Source organism: Sphingomonas yabuuchiae, from assembly GCF_014199595.1.
Lineage (GTDB): Bacteria > Pseudomonadota > Alphaproteobacteria > Sphingomonadales > Sphingomonadaceae > Sphingomonas > Sphingomonas yabuuchiae.
In genome coordinates this window covers 1-14,257 of sequence record NZ_JACHNX010000017.1, presented here as the reverse complement: position 1 = coordinate 14,257, position 14,257 = coordinate 1, and the positions used below count along the sequence as shown (strand labels likewise).

The following is a 14,257-nucleotide window of genomic DNA, read 5'->3' as shown; positions in this document are numbered from 1 at the left end:
TCGCGTGATGTGCAGGGTGGTTGATCCGCCGCGCCCCCTCCCCTAGACGCGTCACCAAACCTGCCTAATCTGAAGGATGCGCATATGGCGAAGATCAAGGTGAACACCCCCGTCGTGGAGATCGACGGCGACGAAATGACCCGGATCATCTGGGAATGGATTCGCGAACGCCTGATCAAGCCGTATCTCGACATCGAACTGGCCTATTTCGACCTGTCGGTCCAGAATCGCGACGCGACCGCGGACCAGGTGACGATCGACAGCGCCCATGCCACGCAGAAGTACGGCGTCGCCATCAAGTGCGCGACCATCACCCCCGACGAGCAGCGCGTCGAGGAGTTCGGCCTGAAGAAGATGTGGAAGTCGCCCAACGGCACGATCCGCAACATCCTGGGCGGCGTGGTCTTCCGCGAGCCGATCGTCATCAAGAACGTTCCCCGCCTGGTCCCCGGCTGGACCCACCCGATCGTCGTCGGCCGTCACGCATTCGGCGACCAGTATAAGGCGACCGATTTCAAGGTGCCCGGCAAGGGCAAGCTGACCCTGAAGTGGGAAGGCGAAAATGGCGAGTCGATCGAGGAGGAGGTGTTCAACTTCCCTGCCGCCGGCGTCGCCATGGGCATGTACAATCTCGACGAATCGATCCGCGACTTCGCGCGCGCCTCGATGAACTATGGCCTGAATCGCGGCTGGCCGGTCTATCTGTCGACCAAGAACACCATCCTGAAGGCCTATGACGGCCGCTTCAAGGACATCTTCCAGGAGGTGTTCGACACCGAATTCGCCGAGCAGTTCAAGGCGGCTGGTATCGAGTATCAGCACCGTCTGATCGACGACATGGTCGCCTCGGCGCTGAAGTGGCACGGCGAATTCGTCTGGGCCTGCAAGAACTATGACGGCGACGTGCAGTCGGACACGGTCGCGCAAGGCTTCGGCTCGCTGGGCCTGATGACTTCGGTCCTGATGACCCCGGACGGCAAGACGATCGAGGCGGAAGCGGCGCACGGCACCGTGACCCGTCACTATCGCCAGCACCAGCAGGGCAAGGCAACCTCGACCAACCCGATCGCCTCGATCTTCGCCTGGACCGGCGGCCTGAAGTATCGCGGCAAGTTCGACAACACCCCCGACGTCGTCCGCTTCGCCGAGACGCTGGAAAAGGTCTGCGTCCAGACCGTCGAGAACGGCCAGATGACCAAGGACCTCGCCATCCTGATCGGCCCGGACCAGCCCTGGATGACCACCGAGCAGTTCTTCGAGGCGATCCGCGTCAACCTCGAAACCGCGATGGCCAACTGGCAGTAAGGTCCGTTTCGGTCCGGTCGTCGATAGGCGACCGATCGCAGCGCGAGCAAGATGGACCCGGGGGGCATGCCTCCCGGGTCTTTTTGCGTATCGCTCGATCGGGAGACAGGAAATGGATCTGGGGAATTACAGCTGGCTGACGACGATCGGCACCTTGCCCCGCATGGTGTCGGAGGCATTGAAGCTTTGGGGCATCGAGGAACGAGCGGGCGCAAAGAACAACCCCGTCATCCTGCAATGGGCGCAGGAAGTCGGTGGCGATGTCGCCAAATTCTATGATGCGGATGCCATTCCCTGGTGCGGCCTGACCATGGCGGTGGTGGCGCGCCGAGCCGGCAAGACACCGCCCGCCAAGCCACTATGGGCCCTGAATTGGCGCAATTTCGGAGAACCTAGCGGCCAGCCCGATCTCGGCGACATCGTCACCTTCACGCGCAATGGTGGCGGCCATGTCGGGCTTTATATCGGCGAGGACGAAAGCCGCTATCATGTACTCAGCGGCAATCAGGGGGACAGGGTATGTATCCGTCCCTACGCCAAGGAGCGCTTTGTCGAGGCCCGCAAACCACTTTACGTGACCCCGCCCGCTACAGCGATTCCCATATTGCTGCATGGCGATGGACAGCGGCCAGCCAATATGATGGCGACCTTCTGACAACCGTCGACGTTCGCCGCGGAAATGTCACGCCTATCTGGAACGCCCCTCGCGCTCCAGATAGGTCATCACATCCGCCCGTGCGAGCGGGTCGGGCAGGCCGGGAAAGGTCATCTTCGTCCCCGGCGCGAAGCGTTGCGGCGAGGTCAGCCAGCGATTCATCGTCGCGCGGTCCCAGCGCCCACCGACCCGTTCCAGTGCGGCGGTATAGCCATAGCGCAGGCTGCCCCCAGCGACCGGCTTGCCCATGATGCCGTGCAGATTGGGGCCCGCCCGGTCGAGTTCGCCCTTGCCGATCGTGTGACAGGCCAGACACTGGCCGAAGGTCCGCGCGCCCGCATCGGCATCCGCGACCCGCATCAGCGCGTCGAGCGACGGGTTGGGGCCCGCCGCCTTCAGCCGCTCGGCCCGGTCGCCATCTCCGCAGGCGGTCAGTGCCAGGCAAGGGAGGATGGCGAACAGGGCGGTCAATCGGGGCGGCTTCATCGTGCTGCCCTAACGCCGCCTTTGCACCATACCCCATTGGACGAATCGCCCCATCGTCGTTTCGTGGGATTAACGACCTGACAAGCGCGGCAAAGCCGGGTTAGGCTGTCGCCATGGCACTTCGGTTAGACAATCAGGGCTTTTCCGACGCCCTAGTGATCCTCGGGTCGGCGGGGATCGTCATTCCGGCCTTTGCGCGCTTTCGGGTCAGCCCGGTCATCGGGTTCATCCTGGTCGGGCTGCTCGTCGGCCCGGCTGGGCTGGGATCGCTCGTCCCCCATGCACCGTGGCTCTATTATCTGACCATCTCCAACCCGGAATCGATCGAGCCCTTTGCCGAGTTTGGCATCATATTATTGCTGTTTTCCATCGGGTTGGAGCTATCCTTTCGCAGGCTTTGGGCGATGCGACGGCTGGTGTTCGGCACCGGCGCGGCCGAGTTGATCGGCTCGGCGGCGCTGATCGGGATCGCGCTCCATATGCTGGGGCAAGGCTGGGCGGGAGCGATCGGGCTGGGCCTTGCCCTTACCCTCTCCTCGACCGCTTTGGTGCTGCCGCTGGTCGGCACGACGAGCCCGGTGGGCCGCGGCGCGTTCGCGATGCTGCTCTTCGAGGATCTGGCGCTGGTCCCGATCATCTTCGCGCTGGGCGCGATGGCGCCGACCGCCAGCGACGAGGGCTGGGTCGGGATTGCGGGCGTCGCCCTGCGCGGCGGCCTGACGGTGGTCGCCATGTATCTGGGCGGCAAGTTCGTACTGCCGCGCCTCTTCGCCCAGGCCGCGCGGACCAAGAGCCCCGAGCTGTTCCTGGCCGCCTCGCTGCTGGTCGTCATCGTCGCCAGCGTCGCGACGACGGCTGCCGGGCTGTCGCCGATCGTCGGCGCGCTGCTGGCGGGCCTGCTGATCGCCGAGACCGAATATCATTCCGAGGTCGAGGTGATGACCGCGCCGTTCAAGGGCCTGGCGCTCGGTGTGTTCCTGATCACCGTGGGCATGAGCCTGGACCTGCGGTTGATCGCGAAGAACTGGGACATGCTGCTGCTCGCGGTGGTCGGCGTGGTCGCGGTAAAGGCGATCGTCACCTATCTGCTGCTGCGCGTCGCCCATGCCCGACGTGGCGTGGCGGCGGAGACGGGCCTGCTGATGGGCAGCCCGTCCGAGACGACGCTGATCGTCTTGGGAACGGCGGCGCAGGCGCAGTTGATCCTGCCCTCGACCGCCAGCTTCTGGCAGACGGTCACCGCGATCGGCCTGACCATCACCCCGCTGCTCGCCAAGGCAGGCCGGGTCATCTCGCGTCGGATCGAAGCGCGCAGCGGCGAATTGCCCCCCGCTCCCGAGGCGGATGCCGATACCGGACGCACCGTGGTCATCGGCTTCGGTCGCGTCGGCAAGATGATTGCCGACATGCTGACCGTCCATGGCCAGCCCTATGTCGCGGTCGAGGCCGATATCGATTCGGTCAGCGAGGCGCGGCGGGCGGGCTATCCGGTGCTGTTCGGCGACGTGGCGCGGGCCGAGCTGGTCGATCGGCTGAACCTGCCTGCCGCGCGCGCGCTGATCCTGACGATGGACGATCCGGTGCTGACCGTGCGGCTGGCGCGGCGCATCCGCGAGGCCGCGCCCGACCTGCCGATCATCGCACGCGCCCGCGACATGGCGCATGCCACCGAGCTTTACCGTGCAGGCGTCAGCGAGGCGGTGCCCGAGACGCTGGAAAGCTCGCTGCAATTGTCGGAGGCGGTGCTGGTCGATCTGGGCGTCGCGATGGGGCCTGTGATCGCGTCGATCCATGAAAAGCGCGATGAGCTGCGGCAGGTGATCCGGCGCGAGGCGCAACTCCAGCGCGAGCCGCGTATCCGGCGACTCAAGCGGCTGGGGGAACAGGGGTAACGAACCCCATTCCTCCCCAAGCTTGCTTGGGGAGGGGGACCGCGGCCGTCAGGCCGTGGTGGCGGGGCATAGCCCCTGGCCCCTCCACCATCGCTTCGCGATGGTCCCCCTCCCCATGCATGGCATGGGGAGGATCGCGTCAGCCCAGGCGGCCTAGTGCGGCGTGGAGGCGCGCGGCCTCCGCCATCTTGTCGGCATGGTCGGCGCGGGCCTTCTCGACCGCTTCGGGCTTGGCGCGCTCGACGAAGCTGGCATTGCTCAGCCGCCCGCCCAGCGCGTCGCGTTCCTTCTCGACCGCCGCAATCGCCTTGGTCAGGCGCTGACGTTCGGCGTCGAGGTCGATCACGCCTTCCAGCGGCAGGACGAAGGTCGCCTCGTCCACCACGACCTGCGCGGCCCCGCCGGTGGCATCGCCCTCAGCAGCCTCGACACGCGCCAGACGCGCCAGTGCCGAAGCCTGACGGGTCAGACGTGCCGTCGTCCCCTCGTTCGCGTCACGCACATGCATCGGCAGACGCGCACCCGGCGGCACGTTGAGTTCGGTGCGCGCGGCGCGGATCTCGCTGACCAGACGGATCAGCCAGTCGATCTCGCGCTCCGCCTCGGGGTCGAGCGCGCGGGCGTCCGCCATCGGCCACTGGGCCACGATCAGGTCATGATCGCGCGCACCCATGGCATGCCACAGCTCCTCGGTGATGAAGGGCATGAAGGGGTGGAGCAGGACCAGGATCTGGTCGAGCACCCAGCCTGCCACTGCGCGGGTTTCCTCCCCGCCCTCTTCGCCGCCCTGAAGGACCGGCTTGATGAGTTCGAGATACCAGTCGCAGAAACGGCTCCAGACGAACTGGTAGATCGCGTTCGCCGCGCCGTCGAAGCGGTAGTCGGCCAGCGCAAGGTCGACCGCCTGCACCGTCTTCACCGTCTCGGCAATGATCCACTTGTTGACCGCCAGCGTCGCGTTGGGCGCCTCCAGCGTGGTCGATGCGCCGATGCCGTTGGCCTGGGCGAAGCGCGCCGCGTTCCACAGCTTGGTCGCGAAGTTGCGATAGCCCTCGACCCGGCGTTCATCCATCTTGATGTCGCGGCCCTGGCTCTCCATCGCCGCCATGAAGAAGCGCAGCGCGTCGGCGCCATACTGGTCGATCAGGCCCAGCGGATCGACCGTATTGCCCTTCGACTTCGACATTTTCGAGCCATCGGCGGCGCGGACAAGACCGTGGAGATACAGCGTCTTGAAGGGCACCTCTTCCATGAAGTGCATGCCCTGCATCATCATCCGCGCATCCCAGAAGAACAGGATGTCGAAGCCGGAGATCAGCACGTCGTTCGGGTAGCGGCCCGCCAGCGTCTTGTCGCCGTTATCGGGCCAGCCGAGCGTCGCGAACGGCCAGAGGGCGGAAGAAAACCAGGTGTCCAGCACGTCCGGATCGCGGGTCAGGGTGACGCCCTCACCTGCTTCTGCGCGCGCCTCTTCCTCGGTTTCGGCGACGAACACGCGGCCGTCCTCGGCGAACCAGGCCGGGATCTGGTGGCCCCACCAGAGCTGGCGGCTGACGCACCAGGGCTGGATATTCTCCATCCAGTTGAAGAAGGTCTTTTCCCAGGCCTGCGGCACGATCTTGATATCGCCGCCGCGTACCGCCTGGATCGCGGGCTGGGCCAACGTCTTGGCGTCGACATACCATTGGTCGGTCAGCCAAGGCTCGATCACCACGCCCGAACGGTCGCCGAACGGGGTTTGGATCGTGCGCGGCTCGGCATCGTGTTCTTCGCCGTCCTTGTCGACATGCGGGATCAGGACGCCCTCGTCCTTCAACCGCGCGACCACGGCCTTGCGCGCATCGGCGGTCGACAGGCCCAGGAACGCGTCGGGGATCAGACCGTCCGCCGTCTGGCAGATATGCGCCTTGCCATCGAGCATGTTGAGCATGTCGCGGGCTTCGATCCCGGCGCGGCGGCCGACCTCGAAATCGTTGAAGTCGTGGCCGGGCGTGATCTTGACCGCGCCCGATCCCAGCTCGGGGTCGGCATGTTCGTCGGCGACGATCGGAATCAGGCGGCCGGTGATCGGCAGGCGCACCTGCTTGCCGATCAGCGCGGTGTAGCGCGCGTCGTCCGGATGGACCGCGACCGCCATATCGGCCAGCATCGTCTCCGGCCGGGTCGTCGCGACCTCGATAAAGCCCGATCCATCAGCCAGCGGGTAGCGCAGGCGCCAGAAGCTGCCCTTCACCTCGCGAGTCTCGACTTCCAGGTCGCTGATCGCGGTGCCGAGCCCCGCATCCCAGTTGACCAGCCGCTTGTCGCGGTAGAGCAGCCCTTGGCGGTACAGGTCGACGAATACCTTCAGCACCGCCTTGCTGAAGCCCTCGTCCATGGTGAACCGCTCATTGGCCCAGTCCATCGAGCAGCCCAGGCGGCGCAGCTGGCCGGTAATCTGGCCGCCGCTCTCCGCCTTCCACGTCCAGACCTTTTCCAGGAACTGGTCGCGGGTGAAGTCGGTGCGCTTCTCACCACGCGCGTTCATCTGGCGCTCGACCACCATCTGGGTCGCGATGCCCGCATGGTCGGTGCCGACGACCCACAACGCATCCTTGCCCTTCAGCCGGGCATGGCGGACCAGAATGTCCTGCAACGTATTGTCGAGCGCATGGCCGATATGCAGGTTGCCGGTGACGTTGGGCGGCGGATTGACGATCGTCCACGGCTCGGCATTCGGGCGGTCGGGGCGGAACAGGCCCTTTTCCTCCCAATGGCCATACCAGCGGGCTTCGATTGCGGCGGGGTCGAACGTCTTGGGCAGCTCAGTCATGCCGCTGCCTTAATGATCCGCGCCGCCGGACGCCAGATGCTATCCGGAGCGTGTCCTATCAGACCGATCCTGCTCCATTCCTCCCCTGCAAGGGGAGGTGGCAGGCCGCAGGCCTGACGGAGGGGTGTCACCCTATCGAGAGGGGGACACCCCTCCACCATGCTTCGCATGGTCCCCCTCCCCTTGCAGGGGAGGAATAGGCTTAAGTGAACTTATATCAGGTCCGCGCACCCGGCCGGTCGAGCACCGCGCGAATCCGCTCGTTCAGGTCGGCGCGGCGATAGGGCTTGCGGATCAGCTCATAGGAGCGTGCGCCCTCGTCGATCGCCTCATCGGCAAAGCCGGTGGTCAGCAGCACCGACAGATGCGGATAGTCGCGCCGCACGACCTGCGCCAGCGCGACGCCGTTCATGCCGCCGGGCATCAGGATATCGGTGAACAGCAAGGCGAAGTCGCTGTCCTGCGCCAGATGGTCGAGCGCTTCGCGCGCGCTGCGGGTCAGAACGACGTCATAGCCCAGATCCTCAAGCATCGACTTGCCGAGATCGCCGACATCATCCTGGTCCTCGACCATCAGGACGCGCTCGACCCCGCCACTGCGGGCAGGCTGAACGGGTGCGGCGCGGCGTTCGGTAACACCGGCGGCCCGAGGAAAATAGAGCGCGATCGCCGCGCCGTCCGCGTCGCTCTCGACCGTGGCGAGGCCGCCCGACTGGCGCATAAAACCATAGACCATGGCGAGGCCCAGCCCGGCACCCTTCCCCATCTCCTTAGTGGTGAAGAAGGGGTCGAAAATCTTGTCGGCGATCTGCGGATCGATGCCCGGCCCGTCATCGGCGACGCGCACCATGACATATTCGCCGGGCTCCAGATTGGCGGGCCCTTCGGGACTGTCGCCGGAGTGGATCATGTTGCGGGTCGAGATGGTGATCTCACCCTGCCCCGACTGACGGCCGATCGCCTCGCGCGCGTTGCCGACGATGTTGAGCAGCGCCATTTCCGCCTGGACCGGGTCGATCCGGCAGTTCCAGAGATTTTCCTCCAGCCGCTGGCGCATCACCACGCCATCGCCCGCCGTCCGGTTCAGGATCGGGCGGAAATCCTCGATCAGCTGGTTGAAGTTGAGCAGCCGGTCGCGCAGTTCCTGCTTGCGGGCAAAGGCGAGCAGTTGCTGGGTCAGCGTCGCCCCGCGCGCCGCGGCGGCGGCGATCGCCTCGACCGCACGACGGCCGCTACGATCGCCCTGATCGACCCGCGCCTCGAGGATATCGGCATAGCCGATGATGACCTGAAGCAGGTTGTTGAAGTCGTGCGCGATGCCGCCGGTCAGCTTGCCGACCGCCTCCATCTTCTGCGCCTCGTGCAACGCATCCTCGGCCTCGCGGCGGCGCGAGATGTCGAGCTGGCTGCTGAAGAAATAGACCAGCTCGCCCGCATCGTCATAGACCGGCGAGACGAACAGCGCGTTCCAGAAGGTCGAGCCGTTCTTGCGATAGTTGAGCAGTTCGACCGCGATCTCGTCGCGCCGCGCGATCGCCGCGCGGACCTGCGCCACCACGTCGCGATCGGTTTCCGGCCCTTGCAGGAAGCGGCAATTGGTGCCGAGGATTTCCTCCTCGGAATAGCCGGTCATGAAGCTGAAGGCTTCGTTGCAGAAGACGATGGGATTGTCGGGCTGCCGGGGATCGGTGACGATCATCGGCATCCGCGTCGTCTTCACGGCGGCGAAGAAGATGTCCGACTGCCCCGAATGCGGCTGGCTCGCATCCGCGATCGGGGGGGACGACACGTGCGAGCGCGTCGATTTCGACAGATCGGGCGTCTCGGGTGTCGGGTTCATGCCCAACGAACCCGGACGGGTGCCGCCGGTTCCGCTTGCATCTTGATGCAGGTCGAAAAGCCGGCGGGCAGGATCAGCGCCCTTCGCGCGTGATCCGGGCGATTTCGCGCGCGACCATCGCCTCGACCATCTCGGGCAGATGGGTATCGAGCCACTCGCGCAGCATCGGGCGCAGCATGTCGCGGACCAGCCCTTCGAGCGTGCCGTCGCTGGTGGGTTCGGGCTTGACCATCATACGGCTGAGCGCCTCCAGGGAACCACGGCTGGCCTCGGCCACGCGCGGGGATACGATCGCCTCTTCCGCGTCGTCCAGATCGGCCTGGACCGGCGGGGCGACGGGTGCGGGGGCGGCGACATGCGCCACCGGCTCGGGGGCCGGAGCAGGCGCCGGTACGGGTTCGGGCGCGACGGCGCGCATCGCCGATTCGGCGGCGCGGGCGGCGGCGGCCTCGACCTTCATGCGCAGCGGCATGGGATCGCTGAGTTCCAGGACCTCGGGCGAATCATCCTCGACCGCAGGCGCGGGCACGGGGCGCGGCTGGCGACGCTGGCGCGCGGGCACTTCGCCCTCTTCGGCAATGATCCGTTTGATCGAGGAGAGGATCTCTTCCATCGACGGCTCTGCGCTGACATCACCCATGACCGCAAACCCCATTCTTGCCCCCAAGGCCCCTGTCCGGCCTTATTGCCGGCTTGGTGCCTCCGCACCTGTGGTTAATGCGGGGCTTCTGTCAACAGGGGCGTTGACGTCGGCGTCGAGCGGACGGGTGATCGCCGCCGTCTGCGCCGGGGTTCCGGCGGTGGTGCTGGCGACCGGTGCGGGCTCGCCATCGCCACCCCAGTCGCTGATCTTGTTGCGGACGCGCTTGTAGTTGGCGACCGGATCATAAAGCGAACCGCCGTCCAGCCCCAGGTCGCGCGCCTCGGCATTGCCCATTGCCGCGATCAGCGCGAAGCCCGCAACATAGGCGTCGCGTCGCGCCGTCACCAGCGTCACCTGGCTGTTCAGCAATTCCTGCTCGGCGTTCAGAATGTCGAGCACGGTGCGGGTGCCGACACTGTTCTCGGCGCGCACGCCTTCCAGCGACAGCGAGTTGGCGCGCACCGCCGATTCGGCCGAGGCGATCACTTCCTGCGAAGACTGCCACACGGCGTAGGCGGAGCGGACCTGCGCAACCACCTGTCGCTCGGTGCCGGTGGCGTTCTCCAGCGCCTGTCCGCGCAGCGCCTCGGCCTGGCGGACCTGCGCCGCCGGGCGGCCGCCCTGGAACAGCGGCATCGACATCTGCACGCCGACCGTCGCATTGACGCCCGAACCCGGCACGTTGCCAGCCCCCGGCGGCGCGTTGATTGAGCCGAGATAGTTGAAATAATTCCCGCTCGACACCGCCGACAGGCGGGGCAGCCGGTTCGCGCGCGCGACGTTGATGTCATAGCGGGTCGCATCCGCCGAACGCCGTGCGGCGATGAGCTGCGGATTCTGGTCGAGCGCGACCGCCACCGCCTGATTGGGCGAGGCGGGCAGCGTCGGCAGCGCGGGCGGCTGTTCCAGCCCCACCGGCGCGACGCCGACGATATTGACATAGTTTTCGCGGCTGGAGATCAGGTTCGCCTGCGCCGACTGAAGCTGCGCGCGTGCCTGTGCCAGACGGGCTTCGGACTGGGCGACGTCGGTGCGGGTCAGGTCGCCGACCTGGAACCGATCGCGCGAGGCGCGCAAATTGGTATCCAGCACATTGACATTGCGGGTGTTGAGGTTGACGATCGCCTCGTCGCGGATGACGTTCATGTACGCCGCAACGACATTGGTGAAGAGGTTCGCCTCCACCCCGCGCAGCTGTGCCCGCCCGGCATCGACCCGCGTCTCGGCCGCGCGCACCGCATTCTTGACCGCGCCGCCCTGATAGAGCGGCACCGACAATTGCAACTGCCCCGTGCCGACGCGTTCCGGGTTGAGGAAGTTGTTATTGGCCACGACGATATTGTCGATGATCTGGCCGTTCGACTGCAGCGACGGCAAGCCGCTGGCCCGTGCGATCGGCACATTCTCGTCGGTCGCGCGCTGGGCGGCACGCTGACCGGTGATCGCCGGGTTGCTCTGATACGCCCGCACCATCGCCTCGCGCAACGTCTCCGCCGAAGCCGACCCGGCCATCAACAGGGCCGAGCCGATCAGAACGCCGGAGGTCAGGGAGGAAGTCAGGTGCAGGCGCATAGTCCCTCAGAATTGAAAGGCGCGAGGACGGGCAAAGCCCGGCAGGATGGTGCATTCGGCATCGGCGAAGGCGCGCACGCCGTGGCCACCCTCGGTCCGGCGACCGCTGGCCAGACGCGTGACGCCGTTCTCGACCAGACCCGTGACGATCCGGCCGCCGATCTTGACCTGCTCGACCAGCGCGGTCGGCAGTTCCTCGACCGCACCGTCGATGACCAGCACGTCATAGGGCGCAGCGGCGGCGTGCCCCGCGTTGAGCGCCCCCTGCACGACCTCGACCTTGGTCTCACCGGCCAGCGCGGTGCGCGCGGCCGCGACCAGATCGGCATTTTCCTCGACCGCGATAACCTGGGTCACGATCCCGGCCAGCAGCGCGGCGGTATAGCCGGTCGCGGCGCCGATCAGCAGGACACGGTCGCCCGCCTCCAGATACGCCTCGGTCAGCAGACGGCCGGTCGCCATCGGCAGGTTGACCGCGCGCCCCTGCCCCAGGTCGAGCGTCCCGTCGCGATATGCCACCGGGCGCAGCGCCTCGGGCACGAACGCCTCACGCGGCACGCGCGCCATGGCGGCGACGACGCGCTGGTCGCTGACCGCCGTGGTCCGCAGCTGGCTGGCCACCATCGCATGGCGCATCGCGTCGAAATTCGAGGAATCAAAGTTGGTTGTCATCATCGCCCTACCCTGTCGCACAGCCGTTTTAGTTGTGCAATACACTAAATTGGTTCCCGCTGCTTCTATCGCGTGGGGCGATTTCCGCCAAGCGGTTGAGCGGCGCGGGTCTCCGGTTTGGAAATATACGCCAAACAGCGCGCCTTGCGGATACAATATCGCGGGAGCCTATCTAGAAGGTCCGAGTTGTATCGCTGGATTAAACCAACCACCGGCATGGAGAATCACATGAAGCGGAGCTTAGGGCTTATCGGCGTGGGCGCCATCGGCTGCGCCGTTCTGGGTAGCTCCGTTGCTGCGGGCTATATGGAGAAGCGCTTCAAACCCCAGGCTGGTACCGAACGGTCATTCGGTCAGGGCGCATCGCCCGCGCAGAATATGGAACGCCGACGTGGCCGGGCCGCGACGATCGCCGTGGCCGAAGCAGCCGTTCGATAACGTCCGCATATCCGCTTCGGAAAATCGCACGACTTTTTCGATGCGACGACACTCCCCTGTTGACGCCGCGGGAAAAACCGCACACATGCCCGCCTCCCACGCATCGAGGCGCGATGGCGGAGTGGTGACGCAGAGGACTGCAAATCCTGACACAGGCCAGCTTTTAGGCCGATTGTTCGCAGATTTCTCGCTCTGTTCCTATCACCAGATATCATAGAGTTAGCGGTGCCTGTGCGTACTCCGCACAGGACTTTTTCGGTCCCGCGTCAGGCCGATTCGGCAGCCTCCATTTTCGCCATCGCGGCGGCGGCGCGCAGGCGCTGCGAGGCATATTTCAAAGCCATCTTGAAGGTCTGGTGACCGAGCACGCTCTCGATCTCAGCGACGGTGCAACCCGCCTCCTCCATCCGTGAACCGGCCGCATAGCGAAGCCCGTGCATCGATCGATTATTGGGCATGGCATCGATGCCTTCGACCCGGCGGCGGATCGCGCCCGACAGGCCATTGGGCGTGAATGCCTTGCCCGCCTCGGTCGTGCAGATGACCACGCCTCGCCTGGGCAGTGCGTCGAGATGCTTCCGCAGGGCGCCATGGCAGGCGATGTCGAGCAGCGCGGTCGTCTTCGACTGCCTCACTCGGATGATATCGCCCTGGAATTGCTGCCAGGTCATCTTCACGACGTCCTCGCGCCGCTGGCCTGTATAGAGCGCGACCAGCACGGGCGTGACCAGGTGCGGGGGCGCGCCGCGCAGGAAGTGCTCGACCTCGGCATCGGACCAGACCACGATCTCCTTATCCCCGCCCTTCCGCTTCAGGCGCTTGATCCCCTTGGCGGGATTGAAACCGGCCGGGACATGGTCATTTTCGTCCGCCCAGCTGTAGAGGCGCGACAGCATCTGCTTGATCTTGTGGGCCTTGCGGACGGTCTGGGCATGGTCGTCGCGCACAGCCTTTAGCATGTTGCGGGTCGCGGCGGCATAACGCACGTCGCCCAGTTCCTCGACGATCAGATCGAGCGTCCGCCCATAATCCAGCTGCGTTGCGTCAGCGAGGCCGCGGAACTCGGGGCTACGGCGATACTGGCCGACCAACCACTCGAAACTGCTCCGCGCGACCGGCTTTTTGGCCCCGCGCGCCTCAACGACGGCGAGCAATTCGGCATAGCGCTCCATGAACCCCGAGCGGCTGGGCTGCTCCGACCAATGAAGCGCCGGGTCATGCGGCAATGGCAGATCGCCCGTCAGCTTGTGCCGGAACCGCCAATAGGTACCTTTCGACAGATAGGTGTATTTGAGGTCAGTTCCGGCCACGTGCGCGCCTTCTCTCGAAAAAGCGGGCTTCCTCGTCGTCTTGTTCCTTGCCCTGCTCGGCGGCGGGGATCGGCTGGTCGGTCATTCGATCGACGAATCGGTCGAGGTCGACGCGATCCCACATGACTCGGCGACCGATGCTCTTCGCCTGGATGCCGAGCGTCTTGAGCGTCGTCGGGCTGATGCCCAGATATTCGGCGGCGTCTGCGGCGGACAGCAGTCGTCCCCAGCGCGCGCGAAACGGTATGATAGGGGTCTGTTCCATTATCCCCTTCCCTCCTCAGGAACATATCGCCGCCAGAGCGCCCTAAGAGCGTCGAGCCATGCGGTTGCATCCACGCGCTTTGCCTGGGTCTCGCCCTTGCGCGCGAAGTGCTGGTGTGTGTCAGCCTGGGCGCGGATCCAGCATTGCGCGAACGGCGGCGGCGGTTCCCCGTGGGCATCCAGTCGCGGCTCGAGACGGCTATGCACTGCGTCGGACCGCTCGGGCGTCCAGTCGTCGCTGGACCGGTGCCGCTCGATCGACAGGCGGCACAGCAGGATCATGCACCACGCCCCGAAGGAGGGCGCCCGACCCTCGGCCCGCAGCTGCTGCACATCCGGCTGCATCTGCCAGCTGTAGGCGCTCTCGC

General features: G+C 65.9%; 13 protein-coding genes. 4 read left to right on the top strand and 9 right to left on the bottom strand.

What is annotated here, in order from left to right:
* Window positions 1-84: 84 nt before the first annotated feature.
* Window positions 85-1,305: an NADP-dependent isocitrate dehydrogenase gene (locus GGQ89_RS15855; protein ID WP_056439671.1), complete on the top strand. Its 1,221-nt coding sequence runs from the start codon at window positions 85-87 to the stop codon at window positions 1,303-1,305.
* A 112-nt stretch (window positions 1,306-1,417) separates the two neighbouring features.
* Entirely contained in the window at window positions 1,418-1,960 is a 543-nt protein-coding gene (locus tag GGQ89_RS15850; RefSeq protein WP_184106382.1) for a TIGR02594 family protein, read from the top strand.
* Between the two features lie 33 nt (window positions 1,961-1,993).
* On the opposite strand, the gene GGQ89_RS15845 is transcribed toward GGQ89_RS15850, so the two are convergent.
* Window positions 1,994-2,446, bottom strand: a complete 453-nt coding sequence (locus GGQ89_RS15845; RefSeq protein WP_184106381.1) for a c-type cytochrome — start codon at window positions 2,444-2,446, stop codon at window positions 1,994-1,996.
* 113 nt (window positions 2,447-2,559) lie between these two features.
* Between GGQ89_RS15845 and GGQ89_RS15840 the strand changes: the two genes are divergently transcribed.
* Window positions 2,560-4,338 (top strand): cation:proton antiporter domain-containing protein, encoded by a 1,779-nt coding sequence (locus GGQ89_RS15840; RefSeq protein ID WP_056439676.1) that lies wholly within the window; start codon window positions 2,560-2,562, stop codon window positions 4,336-4,338.
* Between the two features lie 139 nt (window positions 4,339-4,477).
* Here GGQ89_RS15840 and GGQ89_RS15835 read toward each other — a convergent pair whose 3' ends face one another.
* The 5 genes from GGQ89_RS15835 to GGQ89_RS15815 all read right to left on the bottom strand — a co-directional run bounded on the left by GGQ89_RS15835 (window position 4,478) and on the right by GGQ89_RS15815 (window position 11,880).
* Complete coding sequence (locus tag GGQ89_RS15835; protein ID WP_184106380.1) at window positions 4,478-7,150, bottom strand: valine--tRNA ligase; 2,673 nt, start codon at window positions 7,148-7,150, stop codon at window positions 4,478-4,480.
* A 217-nt stretch (window positions 7,151-7,367) separates the two neighbouring features.
* Window positions 7,368-8,990, bottom strand: a complete 1,623-nt coding sequence (locus tag GGQ89_RS15830) for a histidine kinase famiy protein (protein ID WP_240456316.1) — start codon at window positions 8,988-8,990, stop codon at window positions 7,368-7,370.
* A gap of 73 nt (window positions 8,991-9,063) precedes the next feature.
* Window positions 9,064-9,630, bottom strand: coding sequence for a DUF2497 domain-containing protein (locus GGQ89_RS15825; RefSeq protein WP_184106379.1), 567 nt, complete (start codon window positions 9,628-9,630; stop codon window positions 9,064-9,066).
* A 42-nt stretch (window positions 9,631-9,672) separates the two neighbouring features.
* Entirely contained in the window at window positions 9,673-11,205 is a 1,533-nt protein-coding gene (locus GGQ89_RS15820) for a TolC family outer membrane protein (protein ID WP_240456317.1), read from the bottom strand.
* Between the two features lie 6 nt (window positions 11,206-11,211).
* A complete protein-coding gene (locus tag GGQ89_RS15815) occupies window positions 11,212-11,880 on the bottom strand; it encodes a protein-L-isoaspartate O-methyltransferase family protein (RefSeq protein ID WP_184106378.1) in 669 nt (222 codons plus the stop codon).
* Window positions 11,881-12,063: 183 nt separating this feature from the next.
* Between GGQ89_RS15815 and GGQ89_RS15810 the strand changes: the two genes are divergently transcribed.
* Window positions 12,064-12,315 (top strand): hypothetical protein, encoded by a 252-nt coding sequence (locus GGQ89_RS15810; RefSeq protein ID WP_206362697.1) that lies wholly within the window; start codon window positions 12,064-12,066, stop codon window positions 12,313-12,315.
* Window positions 12,316-12,581: 266 nt separating this feature from the next.
* On the opposite strand, the gene GGQ89_RS20355 is transcribed toward GGQ89_RS15810, so the two are convergent.
* The 3 genes from GGQ89_RS20355 to GGQ89_RS15795 all read right to left on the bottom strand — a co-directional run.
* A complete protein-coding gene (locus tag GGQ89_RS20355) occupies window positions 12,582-13,625 on the bottom strand; it encodes a tyrosine-type recombinase/integrase (protein ID WP_184106376.1) in 1,044 nt (347 codons plus the stop codon).
* Window positions 13,612-13,890 (bottom strand): helix-turn-helix domain-containing protein, encoded by a 279-nt coding sequence (locus tag GGQ89_RS15800; RefSeq protein ID WP_047866982.1) that lies wholly within the window; start codon window positions 13,888-13,890, stop codon window positions 13,612-13,614. Before GGQ89_RS15800 ends, GGQ89_RS20355 begins: the two co-directional genes overlap by 14 nt.
* On the bottom strand, window positions 13,890-14,257 hold a 368-nt coding region (locus GGQ89_RS15795; RefSeq protein WP_221238992.1), incomplete at its 5' end, for a hypothetical protein. The genes GGQ89_RS15795 and GGQ89_RS15800, both read right to left, overlap by 1 nt.